The sequence below is a fragment of the Brevundimonas sp. genome, from assembly GCF_035627055.1.
GTDB lineage: Bacteria > Pseudomonadota > Alphaproteobacteria > Caulobacterales > Caulobacteraceae > Brevundimonas.
Window position 1 is genome coordinate 53,414 of the sequence record NZ_DASPMM010000023.1, and the last position, 21,521, is coordinate 74,934.

Annotated in this window: 22 protein-coding genes and 1 tRNA gene; 9 read left to right on the forward strand and 14 right to left on the reverse strand. The window is 69.7% G+C overall.

What is annotated here, in order from left to right:
- Positions 1–140 precede the first annotated feature (140 nt).
- Positions 141–1,292: a GNAT family N-acetyltransferase gene (locus VEA98_RS12875; protein WP_324815082.1), complete on the forward strand. Its 1,152-nt coding sequence runs from the start codon at positions 141–143 to the stop codon at positions 1,290–1,292.
- Position 1,293: 1 nt separating this feature from the next.
- On the opposite strand, the gene VEA98_RS12880 is transcribed toward VEA98_RS12875, so the two are convergent.
- Positions 1,294–1,650, reverse strand: coding sequence for a phage holin family protein (locus tag VEA98_RS12880; protein ID WP_324815084.1), 357 nt, complete (start codon positions 1,648–1,650; stop codon positions 1,294–1,296).
- Between the two features lie 102 nt (positions 1,651–1,752).
- Between VEA98_RS12880 and VEA98_RS12885 the strand changes: the two genes are divergently transcribed.
- From VEA98_RS12885 to VEA98_RS12895, 3 genes are all read left to right on the forward strand, one after another.
- Complete coding sequence (locus tag VEA98_RS12885; RefSeq protein WP_324815087.1) at positions 1,753–2,190, forward strand: HIT family protein; 438 nt, start codon at positions 1,753–1,755, stop codon at positions 2,188–2,190.
- An 82-nt stretch (positions 2,191–2,272) separates the two neighbouring features.
- A complete protein-coding gene (locus tag VEA98_RS12890; RefSeq protein ID WP_324815089.1) occupies positions 2,273–2,683 on the forward strand; it encodes a DUF1761 domain-containing protein in 411 nt (136 codons plus the stop codon).
- Between the two features lie 58 nt (positions 2,684–2,741).
- Positions 2,742–2,817: transfer RNA gene (locus VEA98_RS12895), tRNA-Thr, on the forward strand.
- Between the two features lie 6 nt (positions 2,818–2,823).
- On the opposite strand, the gene VEA98_RS12900 is transcribed toward VEA98_RS12895, so the two are convergent.
- From VEA98_RS12900 to VEA98_RS12915, 4 genes are all read right to left on the reverse strand, one after another.
- Complete coding sequence (locus VEA98_RS12900) at positions 2,824–2,967, reverse strand: hypothetical protein (protein ID WP_324815092.1); 144 nt, start codon at positions 2,965–2,967, stop codon at positions 2,824–2,826.
- Positions 2,961–3,458 carry a hypothetical protein gene (locus VEA98_RS12905; protein ID WP_324815095.1) on the reverse strand — a complete coding sequence of 166 codons (498 nt, stop codon included), beginning with the start codon at positions 3,456–3,458 and terminating at the stop codon, positions 2,961–2,963. The genes VEA98_RS12900 and VEA98_RS12905 overlap by 7 nt, the downstream gene beginning before the upstream one ends.
- A 75-nt stretch (positions 3,459–3,533) precedes the next feature.
- Entirely contained in the window at positions 3,534–5,399 is a 1,866-nt protein-coding gene (gene feoB, locus VEA98_RS12910) for a ferrous iron transporter B (protein ID WP_324815098.1), read from the reverse strand.
- Complete coding sequence (locus VEA98_RS12915) at positions 5,399–5,668, reverse strand: FeoA family protein (protein ID WP_324815100.1); 270 nt, start codon at positions 5,666–5,668, stop codon at positions 5,399–5,401. Before VEA98_RS12915 ends, feoB begins: the two co-directional genes overlap by 1 nt.
- Positions 5,669–5,809: 141 nt before the next feature.
- Between VEA98_RS12915 and VEA98_RS12920 the strand changes: the two genes are divergently transcribed.
- Complete coding sequence (locus tag VEA98_RS12920; RefSeq protein WP_324815103.1) at positions 5,810–6,295, forward strand: cytochrome c family protein; 486 nt, start codon at positions 5,810–5,812, stop codon at positions 6,293–6,295.
- A 1-nt stretch (position 6,296) separates the two neighbouring features.
- On the opposite strand, the gene VEA98_RS12925 is transcribed toward VEA98_RS12920, so the two are convergent.
- From VEA98_RS12925 to VEA98_RS12945, 5 genes are all read right to left on the reverse strand, one after another.
- Positions 6,297–9,521: an efflux RND transporter permease subunit gene (locus VEA98_RS12925; protein ID WP_324815253.1), complete on the reverse strand. Its 3,225-nt coding sequence runs from the start codon at positions 9,519–9,521 to the stop codon at positions 6,297–6,299.
- Positions 9,521–10,642, reverse strand: a complete 1,122-nt coding sequence (locus tag VEA98_RS12930; RefSeq protein ID WP_324815107.1) for an efflux RND transporter periplasmic adaptor subunit — start codon at positions 10,640–10,642, stop codon at positions 9,521–9,523. The genes VEA98_RS12925 and VEA98_RS12930 overlap by 1 nt, the downstream gene beginning before the upstream one ends.
- A gap of 181 nt (positions 10,643–10,823) precedes the next feature.
- On the reverse strand, positions 10,824–11,210 hold the full coding sequence (locus VEA98_RS12935; RefSeq protein WP_324815109.1) for a hypothetical protein: 387 nt from the start codon (positions 11,208–11,210) through the stop codon (positions 10,824–10,826).
- Between the two features lie 88 nt (positions 11,211–11,298).
- Positions 11,299–12,075, reverse strand: a complete 777-nt coding sequence (locus VEA98_RS12940; protein WP_324815112.1) for a hypothetical protein — start codon at positions 12,073–12,075, stop codon at positions 11,299–11,301.
- Positions 12,072–12,836, reverse strand: a complete 765-nt coding sequence (locus VEA98_RS12945; RefSeq protein ID WP_324815255.1) for a class II aldolase/adducin family protein — start codon at positions 12,834–12,836, stop codon at positions 12,072–12,074. The genes VEA98_RS12940 and VEA98_RS12945 overlap by 4 nt, the downstream gene beginning before the upstream one ends.
- A 143-nt stretch (positions 12,837–12,979) precedes the next feature.
- On the opposite strand from VEA98_RS12945, the gene VEA98_RS12950 reads away from it, so the two are divergent.
- The 3 genes from VEA98_RS12950 (at position 12,980) to VEA98_RS12960 (ending at position 15,449) form a co-directional block, all read left to right on the forward strand.
- A complete protein-coding gene (locus VEA98_RS12950; protein WP_324815114.1) occupies positions 12,980–14,086 on the forward strand; it encodes a DUF2336 domain-containing protein in 1,107 nt (368 codons plus the stop codon).
- A gap of 46 nt (positions 14,087–14,132) precedes the next feature.
- Positions 14,133–14,906: an NAD kinase gene (locus tag VEA98_RS12955; RefSeq protein ID WP_324815117.1), complete on the forward strand. Its 774-nt coding sequence runs from the start codon at positions 14,133–14,135 to the stop codon at positions 14,904–14,906.
- Positions 14,907–14,972: 66 nt separating this feature from the next.
- Positions 14,973–15,449: an Hpt domain-containing protein gene (locus VEA98_RS12960; protein WP_324815120.1), complete on the forward strand. Its 477-nt coding sequence runs from the start codon at positions 14,973–14,975 to the stop codon at positions 15,447–15,449.
- A 49-nt stretch (positions 15,450–15,498) separates the two neighbouring features.
- Here VEA98_RS12960 and VEA98_RS12965 read toward each other — a convergent pair whose 3' ends face one another.
- Together VEA98_RS12965 and VEA98_RS12970 are read right to left on the reverse strand one after the other, a co-directional pair.
- Positions 15,499–16,641 carry a DUF2336 domain-containing protein gene (locus VEA98_RS12965; protein ID WP_324815122.1) on the reverse strand — a complete coding sequence of 381 codons (1,143 nt, stop codon included), beginning with the start codon at positions 16,639–16,641 and terminating at the stop codon, positions 15,499–15,501.
- Positions 16,642–16,723: 82 nt separating this feature from the next.
- On the reverse strand, positions 16,724–17,521 hold the full coding sequence (locus VEA98_RS12970) for a transglycosylase SLT domain-containing protein (RefSeq protein ID WP_324815124.1): 798 nt from the start codon (positions 17,519–17,521) through the stop codon (positions 16,724–16,726).
- A gap of 190 nt (positions 17,522–17,711) precedes the next feature.
- Between VEA98_RS12970 and VEA98_RS12975 the strand changes: the two genes are divergently transcribed.
- Positions 17,712–18,443: an energy transducer TonB gene (locus tag VEA98_RS12975; protein WP_324815127.1), complete on the forward strand. Its 732-nt coding sequence runs from the start codon at positions 17,712–17,714 to the stop codon at positions 18,441–18,443.
- Here VEA98_RS12975 and VEA98_RS12980 read toward each other — a convergent pair whose 3' ends face one another.
- Both VEA98_RS12980 and VEA98_RS12985 read right to left on the reverse strand, forming a co-directional pair.
- Positions 18,444–19,454 carry an FAD-dependent oxidoreductase gene (locus VEA98_RS12980; RefSeq protein WP_324815130.1) on the reverse strand — a complete coding sequence of 337 codons (1,011 nt, stop codon included), beginning with the start codon at positions 19,452–19,454 and terminating at the stop codon, positions 18,444–18,446.
- Between the two features lie 78 nt (positions 19,455–19,532).
- Positions 19,533–21,380: a phosphoenolpyruvate carboxykinase (GTP) gene (locus VEA98_RS12985; protein WP_324815132.1), complete on the reverse strand. Its 1,848-nt coding sequence runs from the start codon at positions 21,378–21,380 to the stop codon at positions 19,533–19,535.
- Between the last annotated feature and the right edge of the window lie 141 nt (positions 21,381–21,521).

Genomic DNA, 21,521 nt, shown 5'->3' on the forward strand with positions numbered 1-21,521 from the left:
AAAGGCTGGAAGGTTCTCCACAACGAACACGACGAGATCACAACGGGCACAACGGCAGCGGGGCCCCGGCGCAGGTCCCGTCGTGTTCGTCGTGATCTCGTTGTGACCGTTGTGATGAACCCGCTTCGCGGAAGCCGGGCATGACGTTCACCCTCCACGTCCATAACACTGTCGCCGACATCGGCCGCGAGGCTTGGGACGCCTGCGCGTCTCCGTCCGGCGACCCGTTCGTTTCCTTCGACTTCCTCGACGCCTGCGAGGCCTCGGGCAGCGCCGTCCCGCGCGAGGGCTGGGCCGGCCGCCACCTGTCGCTGGCCGACGAGACCGGCCGCGTCCTCGGCGTCATGCCCCTCTGGCTCAAGGGCCACAGCCAGGGCGAATACGTCTTCGACCACAGCTGGGCCGACGCCTATGAGCGCGCCGGCGGCCGCTACTATCCCAAGCTTCTGGCCGCCGTGCCCTTCACCCCCGTCGCCGGTCCCCGCTTCCTTGCTCATCCCGACGCCGACGCGGCCACGGTGCGGCAGGCCCTGCTGCAGGGCGCCCTGGCCCTCGTCGAACGCCTCGGCCTCTCCTCGCTGCACGTCAACTTCCCCACCCGCGACGAGTGGACCGCCCTGGGCGAGGCCGGCCTGCTCCAACGGCAGGACATGCAGTACGTCTGGCGCAACGGCGGCTACGCCAGCTTCGAGGACTTCCTCTCCGCCCTCTCCTCAAGCCGCCGCAAGACCATCCGCCGCGAGCGCCGCGAGGCCAACGCCGGCCTCGACATCCGCGTCCTCACCGGGAGTGATGTCAGAGAGTCCCACTGGGACGCCTTCTTCGCCTTCTACATGGACACCGGCGCGCGCAAATGGGGCCGGCCCTATCTGACCCGCGACTTCTTCAGCCGCCTCGGCGCGACCATGGCCGACCGCATCGCCCTGGTCATGGCCTTCCGGGACGACACGCCGATCGCCGGCGCCCTCAACCTGATCGGCCGCGACGCCCTCTATGGCCGCCAGTGGGGCGCGCTGGAGGAGGTCCCCTTCCTGCATTTCGAGCTCTGCTACTACCGGGCCATCGAGTTCGCCATCGAGCGCGGCCTGTCCCGCGTCGAAGCCGGGGCCCAGGGCGAGCACAAGATCGCCCGCGGCTACCTGCCCAGCCCGGTCTACTCCGCCCACTTCATCGCCGATCCGGCCCTGCGCGCGCCGGTGGCCGACTACCTGGCCCGCGAACGCCCCGCCGTCGACGCCGAGATCGGCGCCATGACGACGGAGCTGTCGCCCTTCCGCAAGGACCTGTCGTGACTCAGTCCGCCCGCCGCTCGCCCCCGATAAACCAGCCCGCGACCCAGCTGACCACGCCGGTGACGATGGCCGCGCCGACGCCCGCCCACAGGCCGTCGACCATGAAGCCGCCCAGCAGCGCCGCCACCAGACCGATCACCGCCGCGTTCACCACCAGCAGGAACAGGCCGAAGGTCAGGATGGTCAGCGGGAAGGTCAGAAAGGTCAGCACAGGCCGCACGACGGCGTTGGCGATCCCGAGCAGCACCGCCGCCAGCAGCAGGCTCGGCGTGTCGCTGAACGCCACCCCCGGCACGATCTGGGCCGCCAGCCACAGGGCCAGGCAGGTGACGAGAAACTGGACGATGAACCGCAGCATGGTCGACTCCTTCTTGACCTTGACCCTAACACCCCAGCGCCGCCGGGGCTCCCCTCCCCGCGCCGCCGTTGCTAGCCTCGCCCGCCAGATCCGGAACGCGCCATGACCCTTCACGCCCCCTACGATCCCGACAACATCTTCGCCAGGATCCTCCGCGACGAAATCCCTTCGGTGAAGGTCTGGGAGGACGACCACGTCCTCGCCTTCATGGACGTCTTCCCCCAGTCCGAGGGCCACGTCCTCGTCGTCTCGAAGACCTCCACCGCCCGCACCCTGCTCGACATCGAGCCGGACGTCCTGGCGCGTCTGATCGCCGCCGCCCAGCGCACCGCGCGGGCCGTTGTCAGGGCGCTGGACCCGGAGGGCTTCCAGATCATGCAGTTCAACGGCGAGGCGGGCGGGCAGACCGTCTTCCACCTCCATTTCCACATCGTCCCCCGCTGGTCCGACCGGCCCATGAAGGGCCACGGCCACGCCCCCATGGCCGAGCCCGAGGCCCTGCGCGCCCTCGCCGACCGCATCGCCGCCGCGCTCGACTGAACGCCGTTCATTGACGCCCGCGCCCACTAGCTTAGCTATTGTCCGGCAGCGGACTCACCGCGCGCCTTGGGAGGGGCGATTCATGAACGCGAAACTGAACTGGCTGGGCATCATCGTGGCCACCGTGGCCGCCTTCTTCATCGGCTTCCTCTGGTACGGCCTGATCTTCGAGGCGACCTGGCTGCAGCTCACCGGCATGACCAAGAGCGAGGACATGTCGATGCTGCCGATGGCCTGGGGCCTGGTGCAGACCTTCGTGACCATGGTGGGCCTCGGCTGGTTCATCGCCCGGGACGGCGACGCGGGCTGGATGGCCGGGCTCAAGATCGGCCTCGTCGCCGCTGTCTGTTTCGCCCTGATGACCTCGGCCTACGGCTTCATCTACGAGACCTCGCCCATGGGCCTGCTGCCCATCGACTGGAGCCATCTGCTGGTCGTCTACGCCGTTGGCGGGGCCATCATCGGCGGTCTGCGGATGAAGCCGAAAGCCTGACGGGAGTCGCTTGCGTCAACCGCTGCTCGCCAGCATAAGGGCCGCCGTCACGACGGACGCCGGTTTAGCTCAGCTGGTAGAGCAGCGGTTTTGTAAACCGAAGGTCGCGGGTTCGATTCCTGCAACCGGCACCAGTCGCGTCAGGCCCGTCGGGCCCCGCACGCCCGGCACACGAAGGTGCCCTTGCGGCTGCGGCTCATGTCCCACTGGTGACGGCAGAACAGCCCCCGCAGCATGGCGATCAGGGGACGACCCCGGCCGGGGATGGCTCCGGCGCTCAGCATCGGGGCGCCGATCGGGCGTCATGCAGGCGGGCGAAATGCCCGGCCGCATCGGGGCCGAACAGCACCGGATTGGCCGAGTGGGCGTCCTCGATGACCGCCAGCACGACGTCGAGGGTCTCCTCGCGCGTCGGCCGGTCTCCCTCGGCCAGCCGATCGAGCAGATCCAGCAGGCCGGCCCGCCGCTCCTGCGCCTGCGCCTTCAGAACCTTGGCGCTCGGCCGGATCGTCTCCGGCGTACGCACGGCCAGCCGCGCCCGGGGTTCCTCGAAATCGATAATGCTCCCGCTTGTCGGCCGCAGTTCCGACGAGGCCCCCAACGAGAGCGGCGCGGAGCCCAGTCCGCCGGCCGCCAAGCCGAGACCCGAATGCGCAGCGGCGAGCACAGGCTCCGCCGTCTGGCGCTTGCCGCAACGGCGGCACCGATCCGAGCCATGACGCTCGGACCAGTAGAAATCATGCTTGCAGAGCAGAGGTTTTAGCGGCGACAGCACGTTTGTTCTCCCCGGACCCGCAACGAATCGCCGGATCGGAAAGGTTTTGTCAACCATTGTTCGCTCGGCGGCGTATCAACCCGCGCCGAGTGTGACCGCCACGCGATAGGTGACCAGCGCCGCCAGATAGGCGAGCGCGAACATGTAGGCGACCATCACCCACATCCATTTCCAGGAGTTCGTCTCGCGCTTGACCACGCCCAGCGTCGCCACGCACTGCGGCGCGAAGATGTACCAGGCCAGGAACGCCAGCCCTGTCGCCAGCGACCATTGCCCGGCCAGGGTCGTGGCCAGCACAGCCGTGGCGGTCTCGGGATCGGCCACGGCATAGACAGTCCCGAGCGCGGCCACCGCCACCTCCCGCGCCGCCATGCCCGGGATGAGCGCGATGACCATCTGCCAGTTGAAGCCGATCGGTGCGAAGATCGGCTCCAGCGCCTTCCCGAGCATGCCGGCGAAGCTGTAGTCGATGGCCGGCTGGGTCGCCCCCTCCGGGGGATAGGGGAAGGTCGACAGCACCCAGATCAGCACCATCAGCGGCAGGATGATCCGCCCCGCCCGCTCGAGGAAGATTCGGGCCCGGAGCCACAGGTTGAAGGCCACGCTGCGAGGATCGGGCGCCTTGTAGGCCGGCAGCTCCATCATGAACGGCTCGACGGCGCTCCTCCAGAACAGCTTTCGGATCACGAAGGCGACGGTCAGAGCGCTCACCACGCCCGCCAGATACAGGCCGAACATCACCAGGCCCTGCAGGTTGGCGAAGCCCCACACCGTCCGGTTCGGAATGAAGGCTGCGATGATGAGGGTGTAGACGGGGATGCGCGCCGAACAGGTCATCAGCGGCGCCACCAGGATGGTGGTCAGCCGATCCCGCTTGTTGTCGATGACTCGCGTGGCCATCACGCCCGGAATGGCGCAGGCGACGCTGGACAGCAGCGGAATGAAGGCCCGCCCGTGCAGTCCCGCCACGCCCATGATCCGGTCGAGCAAGAAGGCCGCGCGGGCCATGTAGCCGAAATCCTCGAGCAGGATGATGAACAGGAACAGGATCAGGATCTGCGGCAGGAAGACCAGTACGCTGCCGACGCCGGCGATGAGGCCGTCGACGATCAGGCTCTGGAAGATTCCGTCGGGAACGACGCCGGCGACCATGGCCCCGAGTCCCGTCAGCAGGCTCTCGATGCCGTCGGCCGCGGGCGTCGCCCAGGCGAAGACGGCCTGGAACATGACGAACATGATGGCGCTGAGGATCAGCAGGCCGGCGACGGGATGCAGCAGCAGGCCGTCGATCCGGCCGGTCAGGGTGTCGGGCCGCTCGGGCGGGCGCACACAGGCCTTCATGATGCGCTCTGCCTCGGCGGCCTTGCCGCGCAGCCCTTCAGCGTCGGGCGCGTACCATGTGGCTTCACCCGCCGCAGGGGCGGCGGCCGCCGTCTCGATCGCGGCGACCAGCTCTTCGATCCCGCGCCGCCGTGTCGCGACCGTGGTGACGATCGGCACGCCCAAAGCAGCCTGGAGGCGCTCCAGGTCGATGCGCAGCCCGGTCCGCTGGGCGATGTCATACATGTTCAGCGCCAGCACCATCGGCCGGCCCACGGACTTCAGCTCGAGGATCAGGCGCAGCACCAGGCGCAGGTTGGTGGCGTCGGCGACTGCGACGATAACGTCCGGCGGGGTCTCGCCGGCAAGCCGTCCCAGCACGGCGTCCCGCGTGACTTCCTCGTCCGGACTGCGCGCCCGCAGCGAATAGGTGCCGGGCAGGTCCAGCACGGACAGGGTCCGGCCGCCGCTGCGGATGAAGCCTTCCTTCCGCTCGACCGTGACGCCGGCGTAGTTTGCGACCTTCTGATGGGCGCCCGTGAGCGCATTGAACAGGGCCGTCTTGCCGCTGTTCGGATTGCCGACCAGCGCCACCCGGGCGCTGCGAACCTGCATGTCCATCAGACGGCGGCCTCGGGGCGGATCGAGATGCTGGCGGCCTCGTGCCGGCGCAGGGCGACGCGCATGTCGTCGACCTTCAGCGCAATGGGATTACGGCCGAACAGCCCTTCGTGGATCAGCTCCACGCGGGCGCCTTCGACAAAGCCCAGTTCCAGCAGGCGACGCTCCAGTTCGGCTGTGTGCTCGTCCTCCCGCTGGTGGCCGCCAACGCGAACGATGATGCCCGCCGCGCCCTTGCGGGCCTCGCTGAGTCTGAAGGTGTCGGACATGACGCTCACGCAACGGCGCGACCCGCGCCTTTCTGACAGTGATTATCAGGTGCGATAGCGGTCCGTCCACCCTGCCGAAGCGTCGCAGGCCGTTGTCGTCGGCCCGGGTTGAGCTATCACTGGGCCCTTACGGAGGCTTCGATGAACCGTTCAGTCCTGATCGCCCTCGCCGGCTTCAGCGTCGTGTCCTGCAGCCAGGGCGACGGCGCTCCGGCCCCATCCGCACCGACCCGGCCGGCTCCGACCGCCGCCGAGAAGGCCGCGCTGCTGGCCACCCTGCCCGCCCCCTACGATCAGGCCGATCTCGACAACGGCCGCCGGGTCTTCGCTCGCTGCCGCTCCTGCCACACCCTCACTGAGGGCGGGCCGAACATGACCGGGCCCAACCTGTACGGGGTCTTCGGCCGGACGGCCGGCGGCAAGCCGGACTACAACTACTCGGCGGCGGTCCGGCAGGCCGGCTTCGCCTGGGACGCAGAGCATCTTGACCACTGGCTTGAGAACCCGCGCACCTTCCTCAAGGGCACCAAGATGAGCTTCGCGGGCATCCCCGATGCGGAGGACCGCCGCGATGTCATCGCCTTCCTCAAGGTCGAGACGGGCTACACCCCGGCGGCGCAGCCCTGATCTATTCCGCCGCGGCGGGAATGGTGTCGTTGGCGGTGGCCTCCTGGGCTTCCCACTCCTCGATCTTGCGGGCGGTGTATTCTGGCGACCTGGTGAAGCGCGCCAGCACGCCATAGATCACCGGCACCACGAACAGCGTCAGCAGGGTCGCGAACATCGCCCCCGCGAAGATCACCACGCCGATGGTCTGGCGGCTGCCTGCTCCGGCGCCCTGCCACAAGACCAGCGGCAGGGCGCCGAAGGCCGTGGCGATCGAGGTCATGATGATCGGGCGCAGGCGCAGGGTCGACGCCTCGACGATGGCTTCGTGGATCGACCGGCCCTGATCGCGCAGCTGGTTGGCGAATTCGACGATCAGGATGCCGTTCTTGGCCGCCACGCCGATCAGGATGATCAGGCCGATCTGGCTGTAGATGTTGAGGCTCGAGCCGGCCATGACCAGGCCGAACAGGCCGCCGGCGGCGGCCAGCGGCACCGTCAGCATGATCACTGCCGGGGTGATCCAGCTCTCGAACTGCGCCGCCAGCACCAGGAAGACCAGCAGCAGGGCCAGGCCGAACGCGGCCGCGACGGCGCCGCCCGCCTCCTTCTGATCCCGCGCCGCCCCGCCCCACTGGGTCGTGACCACGCCCTGCGGCTGTTCACTGGCCACCTGGGTCAGGAAGTCGGTCGCATCAACGAGGGTGGTGCCGGGATTGAGGTCCGCGCTCAGGGTGATCGCCCGCTGGCGGTCGAGTCGCCGGCGATCGGGCGTGTCGCCCGAGGTCTGGGTCGTGACAACCGCCGAGAGAGGCACCAGCCGACCCGCACCCGTCTCGACGTACAGGGACTCCAGATCCCCGACGCTGCGGCGGTTGGCCCGTTCGGTCTGCAGGATGACGTCATATTCCTGACCGCCGCGCAGATAGGTCGTGGCGCGCCGCGACCCGAACATGGTCTCGAGCGTCCGCCCGATCGCCTGTGACGATACGCCGAGGGCCGCCGCCTTCTCGGGATCGACATCGACCAGCAGACGCGGCGCGTTCGGTTCATAGTTGAGCCGGGGCCGCGAGAAGCCGGGGTTCTGCAAGGCCGCCGCCAACACCGGTTGCAGCCAGGTGTAGATTTCGTCGTATTCGGCGCCGGTGACGACCATTTCGACCGAGTTGGAGTTGCCGCCGCCGCGCTGGAAAGCGCCGGGCACGGAGGCGTTGACCTGGGCGTCGGTCTGGCCGCGCAGTTTGCCGTTCAGGTCCTGCGCGATCTCGTCGGCCGAGCGTTCCCGCTCAGACCAGTCCTTCAACGTCAGCACCGCATTGCCCGAGTTGAAGCTGCCGCCGCCGAAGCCGGGTGCGGAGATCAGATAGCTGTCGACCTCGCCGGCCTGGGAATACTCCGCGAGGATCGGTTCCAGCCCCAGCATGATCCGGCGCGTGTAGTCGAAACCGGCGCCTTCAGGGCCCTGGACCCGGATCGTGACCCGTCCACGGTCCTCGTCCGGCACCAGTTCGTTGGGCAGGGTGAAGAACATCGCCGCGGCGCCGCCCGCCACCAGCAGGATCAGCGCGCCGACGCCGAAGACCGCGATGCGGCGGCCCAGCAGGGCCTCAAGCGAGTTCCGGTATGAGTTCTTCAGCGCATCCATGGCGCGGTCGACCTTGCGCGCGAGCCAGCCGCTGCCTGCCGCCGGACGCAGGATCTTCGAGGCCAGCATCGGCGACAGGCTGAGCGCCAGGAAGGCCGAGAACGCCACCGCCGCCGCGATGGCCGCAGCCAGCTCGACGAACAGTCGCCCGACATAGCCCGGCAGGAACAGCAGCGGCGCAAACACCGACAGCAGCACGATGGTCGTCGCCACCACGGCGAAAAACACCTGGCGGGCGCCTCGCTCGGCCGCCACCAGCGGCGGCTCGCCGTGGTCCAGGCGGCGCTGGATGTTCTCGGTCACCACGATGGCGTCGTCGACCACCAGCCCAATGGCCAGCACCAGGGCCAGCAGGGTCAGCAGATTCAGCGAGAAGCCGAGCGGGGCCAGCACGATGAACGTCGACAGCAGGCAGATCGGGGCCACGATCGACGGGATGAAGGCCGCCCGCAGCGTGCCCAGGAAGATGAAATTCACCAGCGCCACCAGCGCCAGGGATATGCCGATCGTGATCCACACCTCGTCGATCGCATGCGAGGTGAACACCGAGTTGTCCGAACCCACGACTAGTTCGACGCCCGGCGGCAGGCTGGGGCGGATGCTCTCCAGCATCGCCTCGACGCCGTCGGAAATGGCGAGGTCGTTCGACTGGGCCTGACGCGTGATGGCCAGGCCGATCTGATCCAGTCCGTTGCCGCGGAACAGACGCCGGTCCTCCGCTGGCGCCTCCTCGACCCGGGCGATATCGCCCAGGCGGGTGACATAACTGGCCGAGCCTTGGATGGCGCCCGTGGCGCCGCTCGGCAGCGCTGCCGCACTCGCGGGTTGGCCGCCCTGAGTCGTCGCCGCGGTCGCCGAGCCGCCGGTGCCGATCGGCAGCTGCCGGAAATCCTCTGCGCGGGCGTAGGTGCGGGCGACCCGGACGGTATAGTCCTTCTGCCCCGACTCCAGCGTACCCGCCGGCAGTTCGACGTTCTGGCTGGTGAGGGCGCTCTCGACGTCGTTGACGGTCAGGCCGCGCGCGGCCAGCGCCGCCGGGTCGAGCCAGATGCGCATCGAATAGCGCTGCTCGCCGTAGATCTGCACCTGGGCCACGCCCGGCACGGTCGCCAGCCGGTCTATCAGATACCGGTCGGCGTAGTCGGTCAGCGCCAGGCGATCCATCGTGCTGGAGCGCAGGAACAGGATCATGATCGGCTGGCTGTCGGTGTCCGCCTTGGCCACCGTCGGCGGGTCCGCCTGGTCCGGCAGACGGCCCACGACGCGCGAGACCCGGTCGCGCACGTCGTTGGCGGCGGCGTCGATGTCCCGGTCCAGCGAGAATTCGATCGAGACGTTGGAGCGGCCGTCACGGCTGGTCGAGTTGATCCGCTCGACGCCCTGGATGCCGGCGATCTGTTGTTCGATCGGCTCGGTGATCCGGCTCTCGATGACTTCGGCCGAGGCGCCGGCGTAGGAGGTGCTGATCGAAACGATCGGCGGGTCGACGTCCGGCAATTCCCGCACGGGCAGGAAGAAGAAGGCCGCCGCGCCGATCACGCACAGCACGATCGCCGCCACCGCCGCAAAGACGGGACGCCGGACGGCGACGTCCGAGAGCATCATGGCCGCGCGCCCTTCGTCGGAGCCGCGGTCCGGGCGCCGGCCACGCGCACAGGAGCGCCGGGCTGGATGCGGTTCAGGCCGGAGCCGACCACGCGGTCGCCGGCGTCCAGCCCCGACAGGATTTCAACGAAGCCGCCTTCGACGGCGCCGGTCTCGACCTCGACCCGCTGGGCCGTCGTGCCGCGCTCGCCCCGCGCAATGCGGTACACGAAGGCGCCGTCGCCTTCGTACTGCACCGCCGCCTCCGGCACCGCCGGCGACGTGCGCACACCCTGCTGCACGGCGACCCGCACCAGCATGCCAGGCCGGATACGCCCGCCGGGGTTCGGAATCTCGGCGCGGGCCGTGGCCGAGCGGGTCTGCTCGTTGACCCGGGTGTCGATCAGGGCGATGCGGCCGCCGAAGGTCTGTTCGCCGAAGGCGTCGGCCGTAGCGGTGATCGGCGTCCCCGTGCGCAGGACGCCGAGATACCGTTCCGGAACCGGGAAATCGACCCGGATCACGGCGGTGTCGTCCAGCGTGGTGATGACCGCGCCGGGATTGACCAGCGTTCCCGCGGTCACGGTGCTGAGCCCCAGAACGCCGGCGAACGGCGCCCGGATGACGCGGTCGCCGCGCCGGGCCTGCGCCGCCGTCAGCGAGGCGCGGGCGGTCTGCAGTTCGGACAGATACTGCTCGGCCGTGGCCCGCGGCGCGATGCCACGATCGGCCAGTTCCTTGTAGCGGTCGTACTGGCGCTGGGCCTGCTCCGCACGAGCCCGGGCCTCGATGATGCCGGCGTCCTCCTCGCGCGCCTGAAGTTCGACCAGGGGCGTGCCGGCGGCGACCCGCTGCCCGTCGGTGAACAGCACGTGGGTGATCAGCTCGCTGGTCGAGGAGGTGATGTTGACCGAGCGCCGCCCCCGGGCCACGCCCAGGACCCGAATCTCGTCGCTGAACTGGCGCGGCGTGGCCACGGCCTCCGAGACCGTCTGGCCTCGCCCGCCGCCGGGTCCCCCGCGACCGCCCGGTCCGGCGCCCTTCTCGTCGCTGGCGAAGGCGATGCGCAGGATCACGGCCACGACCATCAGGCCGAGCAGGACGGCGGCGGCGACGAGGAAGAAGTGGCGTTTGATCACGCGGCGCAGGCTCCGGGCGAGGGACGAGCCGACTTAGCGGCTCCCGCCGTCGACGCAACTAAAGTCTGTGCAACGCTTGGCCTTTGGAAATCCGTCGCCCGCAGGTGCGTCAAATCGCACTCTGAAACGACAAGGGCCCCGCCGTTTCCGACGGGGCCCAGCAGGGTCGAGACCCTTTCGGTCAGTGCATGCCGCGGCCGACGGGCGTGAGCAGCGCTTCCGGCACCTGCACCATCAGGTTGGCGTTGGCCGGGCTGTCGCAGTTCTTGTCGTTGTAGATGGTCATCAGGTGTTCGCGGCGGCGTTCCGCGACCTCGATCGCATCCCGGGCCGAAAAGTAGTTGCCGACGGCCGCTGGCCAGAAGAACAGGACCGCGCCCACGTTGGCGGCGTTGACACCTTGGTCGCTCTGGCCGTCGCGGCGAATTTCATCCAGCTTCGCGAACTGGTCCCGCAGCTCCGTGCAGGTCATGGCCCGGTCGCCCGGTTGTGTAACGCTGACGCGCTCGGTCGTGGTGCAGGCGCCAAGCGCCAGTGTCGCGGCAAGCGCGATCGCTACTCTTTTCATAGGAGACTCCCCCGCGCCCCTCCGGCGCAAGGACGAGTTAGCGCCAAGCTCAACCGTAGTCTAGGCCAAGCTGCATTTTCGCGGGAGACTAGAACCTTCGCCACAGGGCCACGGTCAGGCCGCCTGAACGCGGCGTTTCCCGGCCCAGGATCGCCTGCCGCCAGCCGGCCTGGACGCTCCAGTCGCCGAAATGACGAACGACCGACGTCTCCACCGACAGCCAGCGCGGGCCGCCCCCATCCGCCATCCCGCCGAAGGCCTGGTTGAGCAGCAACCAGTCGTCGCCGAGGTGAACGCCATAGGTGAAATCGAGGCGCGTCTCGTCGGGCAGGCCTTGCCGCATCCGCCGGGCCGCCTGCGCTTCAACGAACGATCGCCGGGGAGCCGTGTCCGGTCCGCTGGTGAAGTTGCGGCCCACCGAAAGCCGCACCTCCCAGTCGCTGTCGCCTTCGCCGGGGGCGGCATAGCCGGCGTTACGGCCTTCTCCGCCGTCGGCGTACCCGACGTAGAGGCTGCCGGCCGTCTGATCGTTACGCCAGGCCTGCCACGTGACCCCGAGCTCGATCGGGCCGCGACCCTCATAGTCGACGAAGGCGTCCTCTCCTGACTGCCAGTCGCCCTTGAACTGGAGCGTCACCCGTTCGGTCAGGCCATACTCCGCGAAAACGCCGAGCGCGGTGTCCCGCCGCTCGGCCGGCAGGTCGGCGAGCCCGCCGTCGGGATCGAAGCCCTGATCCGCGGTCATCTGCTCGAATTTGACGATGACGAGGGCCTTGCCCTTGGACCGGGTCCAGGCGCCCGCCGCCGCAGGCGAGGCGAGGGCCGCGACCGCCAGTCCGATCAGCAGTCCGCCCGCGCGGCTCACACGTCGTAGCCCGGTGATCTCCGGTCAAGCATTCGCAGGGCGCCCGGCCAGGCCAGGGCCGCGACGAAGCCGATGCCCCTGCCCTGTTCGCGGGTCTCCGCCTGGGCTGCGTCGGGGGCCAGCAGCACATGCTCCCGACCACCAGACAGCGCCGCGACCTGCTGGGCGCAGGCCCGCTCGAGGAAGAACATGCCGATCCACGCCTGCGCCGCCGTCTGACCGACGGCCAGCGTGCCGTGATTGCGCAGCAGCATCAGCGGCTTGTCGCCCAGATCCGCCACCAGCCGCTCGCGCTCGTCATGGTTCAGCGCCAGCCCTTCATAGCCGTGGTAGGCGACCTGCTCCTGCAGCAAACAGGCGTTCTGGCCGAGCGGCAGCAGGCCCTCCTGCTGCGCCGCCACGCCGACGCCCGCGACGGTGTGCAGGTGGATGACGAAGTGGGCGTCCTCTCGCGCCGCGTGGATCGCGGAATGGATGGTGAAACCAGCGGGATTGATGAAGCTGGTCGTCTCCTGGACGATGTTCCCTTCCAGATCGACCTTGACCAGACAGGACGCCGTCATCTCCTCGAAATAGAAGCCATAGGGGTTGATCAGGAAATGCTTCTCCGGCCCCGGCACGCGGGCCGAGATGTGGGTGAAGATCATGTCGTCCCAACCGTGCAGCGCCACCAGCCGATAGAGGGCGGCCAGCTCGACGCGGGCGTTCCACTCGGCGTCCGAGACCCGCGATTTCAGCGAAGCGGTGGTTCCGTCGGCCATGGTCTGCGTCCTCATGGTTGTGTGCGGCGGCGCACGCTCGCGCCGGGACGGGCCGCCGTCAAGATTCAGCTTCCGTTAACCCTGCCTTAGCGGGCTGCCGCTACGCTTCACGGAGCCGAATCGTCGGCGCGCCGGAGACGCCCTTGACCGTCGCTCAACTCCGCTCCCCTCCCCTGGCCTCGCCGCCGGCCTATCCGGACCTGCTGGCGCTGGCGCGCAACCCCAGCCCTGGCTCGCGCGAGCGGTTGCTGCTGGGCGTGGTGGCGCTGTGCGACGCGCGCCCTCCGACCGGCGAACTGTCCCCCGTCCTGAGCGAAATCTTCCTGACGCTGGCCCGGCAGGCGGAGCGCGACGTGCGCAAGCTGCTGTCCGGACGCCTGGCCCAGGCCGACTGGGCCCCGCCCGCCCTGATCAACGTCCTCGCCCTGGACGAAATCGAGATCGCCCGTCCGATCCTCGCCGCCAGTCCGATCCTCCAGGACGACGACCTGCTGCGCGTGCTGGTCGAGGCCACCCTCGAACACCAGATCGAGATCGCCCGCCGGCCGCACCTCGGCGGCCGGGTCGCCGACGCCATCATCGATCGGGGTGAACCCGCCACCCTCACCGCCCTCGCCTTCAACCGCACGGCAGAGATCAGCGCGGACGGCATCCGCCGGCTGGTGGAGCAGTCCCGCCGGGTGGCCGCCCTGCGCGGGCCCCTGACCCGCCATCCGCGCCTGACGGCGCAACTGGCCGAGCAGATGTACGAATGGGTCGGCGTCGCCCTGCGTCAGTCGATCTGCGCCCGATTCCAGGTCGACGAGCGGAAGCTGGCGCCGGTTATTGAGCAGGCGGTCTATGACGCCCGGACCCAGACGATGGCGCCCGCCCCGGCCAACGACCCCGACCGGGACGAGATGGAGCGGCGGCTCGTTGCCAAACTCCAGGCGGCCGGACAACTGCGGGCGGGTTATCTGATCCGGGCGGTGCGCGAACGGCGCCTGGGCCTGTTCGTCCACGCCCTCGCCACCCTGGGCGGATTCACCGTGGCGGAGGTTCGTCAGGCCCTCGAAGCCAGGACGCCCGAGGCGCTCTTCTACGCCTGCGCCTCCGTGGGCGTGGATCGGGCGGTCTATCCGGCCCTGCTCGCCGAGATCCGCCTGCTCAATGACGGATTCCCGGGCGACGCCGGCGAGCGGGTCTGGCTGCGAGGGGCCTTGTCGCCGACCTCGGCGGCGCGATCTTTCCGGGCGCTGATCAAGGGCTGATCCACGGCCGTTTGACTTCGCCTGCCCGCTCGGCTTGCGTAGGCGCGTGACCCGACCGGATATTCGCATCGCCTTCGCCGCCTCTGACCGTCCCGAGGCCCTGGCGGCGCGCGACCGGCTGATCGACCTGTACGGGTCGGCGGATCCGGCGTCGGCCGACGTGATCGTCGCCCTCGGCGGCGACGGCTTCATGCTCGAGACGCTGCACGCCAATCTGCAGCGGCGCACCCCGGTGTTCGGCATGAACCGCGGATCCGTCGGATTCCTGATGAACGACTACAACGAGGACGATCTTCCAGAGCGCCTCGCCACCGCCGGGCGCGCCGTCATCCACCCGCTGCAGATGGACGCCTGGACCGGCGAGGGCGCCGTGCGGACCGGCCTGGCCATCAACGAAGTCTCGCTGCTGCGCCAGACGCGGCAGAGCGCCAAGCTGCGCATCACCGTCGACGACCGGGTGCGGCTGGAAGAGCTGTCGTGCGACGGCTGCCTGGTGGCCACCGCGGCCGGATCGACGGCCTACAACCTGTCCGCCCACGGTCCGATCATCCCGCTGGACGCGCGGGTCCTGGCCCTCACCCCGATCAGCGCCTTCCGGCCCCGGCGCTGGCGCGGCGCCCTGCTCCCGCACACGGCCCGGGTCTGTTTCGAGGTGCTGGAATCCGACAAGCGCCCGGTCAGCGCCACCGCCGACAGTTTCGAAGTGCGCGAGGTCACGCGGGTCGAGGTGCGCGAGCGCCGAGACATCGCCCTGACCATGTTGTTCGACGCCGGACGTTCGTTCGAGGAGCGTGTGCTGGCGGAGCAATTCGCCTCCTGATGATGTGCACCGGTTCTTAAACCTGTCCCCTCACTATTAAGGCGGTTCGTCTTCAGGAGCTCGCCCGTGAGCAATTCCGCCCAGGTCATCCGCCCGCCCAACACGCTGCGCCTCAAGGTCGGCGGCGCCTTCGGCGGCATTGACGCGAACGCCATCGCCAAGGCCGAAGAGGCCCTGAAGGCGATGTCCTCGCAGTTTGGCCAGTGGCTCCAGGACGAGATCGTCAAGCTGGACAGCGCCCAGGCCGACATCCGAGGCCAGGGCTATAACGCCGCGACCGCCGAGACCCTGTATTTCCGCGCCCACGACCTGAAGGGTCTTGGGGCCACCTACCAGTATCCGCTGGTGACCCGCCTGGCCGCCTCGCTGTGCAAGATGATGGACGATCCGGCCAAGCGCATGGCTGCGCCCCGGGCCCTCATCGACGCCCACGTCGACGCCATCAAGGCCGTGGTTCGCGACCAGATTCAGACCGACGACCACCCGATCGGGCGCGCGCTGGCCGAAAGTCTCGAAGCGGGCGTGGCCGACCACCTCGGCTGACCCCTCCAACCGTATGATGAAGCGCCCGCCGCCGGCGGGCGTTTTCAATTCAGGCGGCGGCGCCGATCGACGCGCGGGCCGGCGTCGGCTCCTGGTCCAGCCGCTCCATCAGATAGGCCAGGTCCTCGCGCGGCGCGTTCGGTCGCTGGGTCAGGAAACGTTGCAGCATCTGCTGACGGAATTCGTCACCGGCGGTGTCCACGCCCTCGGCCTGCAGCGCTCGCCAGGTGTCGACGCCGGCGCGGAACGCCTGGAACAGCCGGGGCGGCAGGCCGGCGCGGTCATAGATCGCCTTCAGCCCGAGCGGTCCGGCGTCGTGGATCATCAGCCAGGCCCGCGGGTGGGGCGTCCCGGCCAACTCCGCCAGGCCATATTCGAACAGCGCCATCTGCCCCCGCGCGAGCGCCCTCAGCAACAGGGAGCCGGTCAGCGCCCGCCGGGCGTTCAGCCCCGCGGCGAAGGCGGCCAGGTCGGCGTGGTTCGACGCCTGATCGACCAGATCGACAGTGGCCCGCTCGCGGGCGAAGACGGCGAGGCGAATGGCGGTCTCGGGGGCGACGGCGTGGCGCGTGACCAGATGTTCCCGCACTGCGTCGGAGGCGAGTTCGACCAGCCGCTCGGACACCGACAGCGGCAGCACCTGGCGGTAGGCGATGGCGGCGACGATCTCCGGCGAGGCGCCGAATCGGTCGACGCAGCGGCCCAGCGCCGCCTCGGCGATGTCGGCGTGGTCGTTCGCGGCCAGCGTCCTGACGGCCTGTTCGCAGCCCAGTTCGGCCACCGCCGTGGCCACGTCGCGTCCGACCGCCGGCCGCGCCGCGACGGCGACCTGGCGCAGGGCCGACCCGGCCTGGACGATCTCGATCAGGTCCTCGTCGGTGAAGGCCGGGCAGAAATTGATCAGCGGGAGCGCCACGCTGTCCACGTCGGCGGTCAGCCGGCGCGCAACATCGCGGGGAATCAGATCGGACGATTTCAGCGTCACCGCCATGGCGCGGCGCACCAGCTCCGCCGCATCGTGCGCCAGCATGCGCAGGATCTTTTGCGCCGCCTCGCGCTCCTCGCCGGTCAGTTCAGCCTTGTCCATGTTGCGGCACAGCTTGTGGGCGGCCGCGGCGCGCTCGTCGTCGTCCGTGGCCTTGATCAGCCGGCGGATGTCGGTTTCGGTCAGGCGGGCGCGGTAGGCGGTCATGTCGGGCGCTCTGGCTCAGGCTTTGCCGCCCAGCATTGAACGGCCATCCCTAACGGGCCGTTTACCATCGCGGGATTCGCGGTCAGACGCTCGAGTTGCCTTCAGGCGCGAAGGCCCCGCCGAAGCCGCCGCCCTTGCCGCCGCCGTCCTGCCCCAGCAGCAAGGCAAGCAGGCTCTGGTCCTGCTTCAGGCGATCCAGGCGGGCGGCGAGCATCTGGTCCCGCTCCGACAGTGCGGGCGCCGCCGGGGCCGAGCCGGCCGAGGCCGCGGGAGCGCCCTCCCCGGCCGTACGCTGCAGGTTGGCGTGAACCTCCGCGACCGTCGCCGCGCGGCCGTCGCGGAAGAAGATCGAACGGTTGGCCGAGGCCGCTTCGGGAAAGATCGAGGCCGCGCTCATTCCCGGCCGTCGCTCGAGGGCCTCCATCAGCTGGGCCGCCCCGGCGGGACCGAGGAAATGCGCCGCATAAAGATCGCCTGCGCCCGGCTCCCGGCCGGTCCGGCCCCGAAGGTAGGCGGCGTTCGAGGCGGTCAGTTCCGCCGCCATCGTGGAGGCGGCCTGGGGATCGAAACGCAGGTCCAGCACGACGTTCCGGGCCGACCCGTCGACTCGCCACCGCCCATCCGAGCCCCGGTGGATCAGGTCGGCGTACTGGCCGTAGCCGTGCTTGGCGCCATGAGCCTTCACCGTGCCGAGCCAGGTCTGTTCAATGAACTGGAACAGCCCGGCAGCCGAGGAGGTGCGGGCACGCGCCGAGGGATTCATGGCGCTTTCTCGCCGCGCCGTCTTCATCAGAAAATCGGCGTCCACGCCGGTCGCGCTCGAGGCGCGCCGGATCGCCGCCTCGACCCCGCCAGAGGATGGAATCGCTCCGATGTTCATGCCTATGACGCTGCGGCTTCGTGGTTAATCAAATCCTAACATCGAAACCGTCGTCCACAGACCCTTAACCTTTGGCGCAGGTCCGGCCGTGTCCGTTTCATGGCGAAGCTCGCCCAAAAGCTGCCCCAACGGAAGCGCTCAACTTGGCCGTGGAACGCTGCGGGGGCGGCGAACGACAGGGATGACGGCCATGATGATCAGAACCGCGGACGGCCCCGGACTGGTGAGCCCCTTCGACTACAACGAACGCAGGACGCCGCGCTTCACCCGAACGACCTGGATCGCCGTGGCGGTCGTCGCCGCCGGCCACATCGGTCTGGGCGTGGCCCTGTACTACCAACGGTTCGAACTCGCGCCGCCGGTTTTGGACGAGGGCCCCATCACGGTCGTCGATCTGGTCAGGCCGATCCCGAAGCCGCCGGAGCCGGTTCCGGCCGAGGACAGACCGACGCCGCCCACCACCCGCTTCAACGAACTGCCGGCGCCCCCGCAGACCGATGAGGTATTGGCCACAGTCCAGGGCGACGACCCGGCCGAAGGCTCGACCCTGACCTTCGACCACAAGGCGCCGGAACCGGTGGTGGACGTCGCGCCGACGGTCGTCAGGCCGCAGCCGCCGGCGGTGATCACCAGCCCGCGTTGGGTTCGCCAACCTTCGGCGGAGCAGCTGATGCGGGCCTATCCGGACCGCGCCCTGAGGGCCGGGGTCGGCGGTCTGGTCACGCTGAACTGCCTGGTCCAGCCGAACGGTCGCGTCGCCGATTGCAACGTGGCCGGAGAGACGCCCGGGAACTACGGCTTCGGCCGGGCGGCGGAAGGTCTGACGCGGTATTTCCAGATCGCCCCACGAACGGTGAACGGGGCCGCCGAGGGGTCGCGGGTCAACATCGCCATCCGCTTCAACCCGCCGCCGGCCGACTGATCAGCCGAATCTGAGCGGATCGAGGGCGGCGGCGTCCGGCACGGGCGCCGCGCCCTCGATCCCATCGGCCACAACGGCGGCGACGAGCGGGCCGAGCAGCCAGCCGTTGCGGCGGGGAGCGAGCGCGAGGTGCAGGCCGGGCTCTCCCGAAGGCCCCGCCAGGGGCAGGCCGTCCGGCGACGCGCCGCGCACGCCAACCCGGGTCAGGCCCGGCTCGGCCGACGCTTGCAGCAGCGCCAGCCCGGCCTCGACTCGCGACCGCGCCTCCTCGAGATCGGGCTCAAGATCGCGGCGGCCCGGCTCCATTGTCGCCCCGACAACCGCGCCGCCGGCCATCGGCGCAATATAGAGGCCCGGCGCCCGCACGGTTCGGGCGGGCGGGTCCATGGCCACATGGGTCAGCTGGCCCCGGATCGGCTCGATCGCATCCACGAGGGCCGCGACCCGCCCAGGAAGGCCCGCGATCGCGGCGGCCGCGCCGGTGGCCAGCACAACCGTCGGCGCGAACCAGCTGCGGCCGTCGCCGGTCTCGACCCGCCAGCGACGCGCGTCGCCGCTCAGGCGCGCCACGCGGCCCTTGGCTACGGCTACACCGGGCGTTCGGCCCAGCCCGGCCAGGGCCGTCGCAGGCTCGATCCGCCAGTCGTCCGGCGTAATCAGCGCGTCCTTCCCGGCCTTGGCCTCGAAGCCGAGCGCTTTCAGGCGGGCGACAGCGGCCGGGGCATCGGGGCCGCGCCATTCGGCGCCTTCGCGGTGCAGCGTCAGGCCGTGGCTTTCAGCGAAGGCAGGCCACAGGTCGCGGGCCCGCTTCAGCAGAGCCGCGCGTTCGGGGTCGACGTCGTCGAGAAGGGCCTCCAGCGCCGGCGCCAGCATGCCGGCGGCTATGGAAGAGGCATTGGCTCCGCCGGGGTCGACCACAGTCACGGCATGGCCCCGGCCGGCCAGCTCGGCGGCGGTGCTCAGGCCGAGCACGCCGGCGCCGATGACGATCACATCCGGGGAAGAGGTCACGGGCGATCAGATCGACCGCCCGGACCAGTTTTGCAAGGCGCTATCGCTCGCCGCGCGGTGCTCGCGGCTTGAGCGCCCCTACTCCGCGGCGATGGCGGCGGCGCGGGTTTCCTCGATGCGGGCCGTCAGGGCGGCGTGCTGGTCCCACAGGGCCGCCGGCAGCCGCTCCCCGAACCGCTCGTAGAAGGCGGGGATCAGCGCGGCCTCCTCGGCCCAGACATCGGCGTCGACGTCGAGCAGGGTCGACAGATCGGCCTCGGACAGGTTGAGACCCGACAAGTCCAGCGATCCCGGCGTCGGAACACGGCCCACCGGCGTGTCGGCCGCCTCGGCCTCGCCGTCGAGGCGCTCGGCGATCCACTTGAGGACGCGGGCGTTGTCGCCGAAGCCGGGCCAGACGAATTTGCCGTCCTCGTTCTTGCGGAACCAGTTGACGAAGTAGAGGCGCGGCAGCTTCGCGGCGTCGGTGCGGTCCTTCATCGACAGCCAGTGGGCGAAGTAGTCGCCCATGTTGTAGCCGCAGAACGGCAGCATGGCGAAGGGATCGCGGCGCAGCTCGCCGACCTTGTTCTCGGCCGCGGCGGTGCCTTCCGAGGCCACCGACGAGCCCATGAAGACGCCATGGTCCCAGTCGAAGGCCTCCGTGACCAGCGGCACGGCCGAGGCGCGGCGGCCGCCGAACAGGATGGCGTCGATGGGCACGCCCTTCGGGTCCTCCCATTCCGCGGCGATGGCCGGGCATTGGCCGGCAGGCGCGGCGAAGCGGGCGTTCGGATGGGCGGCGGGCTCGCCCGACGACGGGTCGTGCGGCCGGCCCTTCCAGTTGGTCAGACCCTCCGGCGCTTCCTTGGTCAGGCCTTCCCACCAGACGTCGCCGTCGGCGGTCAGGGCCGTGTTCGTGAAGACGGTGTTGGTCGCCAGGGTGGCCAGGGCGTTGCCGTTGGTGTTGCGGCTGGTGCCGGGGGCGACGCCGAAGAAGCCGGCCTCAGGGTTGACGGCGTAGAGGCGGCCGTCGTCGCCGATGCGCATCCAGGCGATGTCGTCGCCGATGGTCTCGGCCTTCCAGCCCGGCAGGCTCGGCTGGAGCATGGCCAGGTTGGTCTTGCCGCAGGCCGAGGGGAAGGCGGCGGCGACGTATTTGGCGCGGCCCTTCGGATCGGTCAGCTTGAGGATCAGCATGTGCTCGGCCAGCCAGCCCTCGTCGCGGGCCATGACCGAGGCGATGCGCAGGGCGTAGCATTTCTTGCCCAGCAGGGCGTTGCCGCCGTAGCCCGAGCCGTAGGACCAGATCTCGCGGGTCTCGGGGAAGTGGACGATCCACTTCTCCTCGTTGCAAGGCCACGGCACGTCGGCCTGGCCTTCGGCGAGGGGCGCGCCCAAGGTGTGCACGGCGGGGACGAAGACGCCGTCGGAGCCGAGCACGTCCAGCGCCGGCTTGCCCATCCGCGTCATAATGCCCATCGACACGGCGACGTAGCCGCTGTCGGTGATCTCGACGCCGAGGGCGCTGATCTTCGAACCCAGCGGGCCCATGGAGAAGGGCACGACGTACATGGTGCGGCCGGCCATGCAGCCGTCGAACAGGCTGTTCAGGCGGGTGCGCATCTCGGCGGGGTCGGCCCAGTTGTTGGTCGGGCCGGCGTCGATCTCATTGGCCGGGCAGATGAAGGTGCGGCTCTCGACGCGGGCGACATCCTTCGGGTCCGAGGCGGCGTAGTAGCAGCCCGGACGCTTGGTCTGGTCCAGTTCCTTGAGCGTGCCCTTGGCGATCAGGTCGGCGACGATGGCCGTCTTCTCGGCCTGCGAGCCGTCGCACCAGTGAACGCGGGCCGGTTTGGTCAGGGCGGCGATCTGCTCGACCCAGGCGACGAGGCCGGCGTGGTCGGTCGGGGCCGGATGAAGGCCGGGGATGGCGGATGCGGTCACTCGAACTCTCCTGAACGTGGCCCGGCGATCTGACGCCGCCGTGGCGCTCCCATGCGCAGATCACGCAATGTTTCAGCCGGAATGACATTGAAGCGGACGCAAGGTCAACCGCTGCAACTTTCAACCTCTTGCGAGGCGCGG